We start from the raw sequence: 521 nt of genomic DNA, 5'->3' as shown, positions 1-521 counted from the left end.
CGGGGGGAAGTGCTGGTCGACCACCTGGCGGGCCAGGTCGACGATCCGGCGCTCGTTGGCGAAGGAGAGGCGGCGCGCGACGTCCTCAAGGCGCACCCACGCGACGTCCACGGCCTCGTGGTCCGGGTCGTTCTCCGTGGTCAGCTCGCCGCCCGTGGCGCGCAGCAGGAAGTGGTGCACGGTCTTGTGGACGCGGTGCCGGGCGACCGTGAACCAGTAGTCGATCGCGCCGAGCGGCTCGAGGATGTGGCCGGCGATCCCGGTCTCCTCCTCCACCTCGCGCACGGCCGCCTGCCGGTGGTCCTCCTCACCCTCGGGATGGCCCTTGGGCAGGCACCACTCGAGCCGACCACCGCGGTTGTAGCGGGCGATCACAGCCACCTCGAGGCCGCCGTCATGCTCGCGGACGATGACGCCGCCGGCGGAGACCTCTTCCACCGTGGGCAGGGAGGCGGCAGCGGCGGAACGGGGTCCCGCGGGGGCCGGGGTGACGGGGCGCAGAGGCGGCTGCGGCCGGCGAC

The 521-nt window shown here is 73.9% G+C and carries 1 protein-coding gene; it reads right to left on the bottom strand.

Annotated features, from left to right (window positions below; translation table 11 throughout):
* The coding region (locus QL983_RS11395) for an NUDIX hydrolase (RefSeq protein WP_290153090.1) at positions 1 to 501 on the bottom strand (501 nt) is incomplete at its 3' end.
* Positions 502 to 521: the final 20 nt, after the last annotated feature.

The organism is Micrococcus sp. APC 4021, from assembly GCF_030407635.1.
GTDB classification, from domain to species: domain Bacteria; phylum Actinomycetota; class Actinomycetes; order Actinomycetales; family Micrococcaceae; genus Micrococcus; species Micrococcus luteus.
The sequence above is the reverse complement of the archived record's forward strand: the minus strand, read 5'-3'. Positions and strand labels throughout refer to the sequence as shown.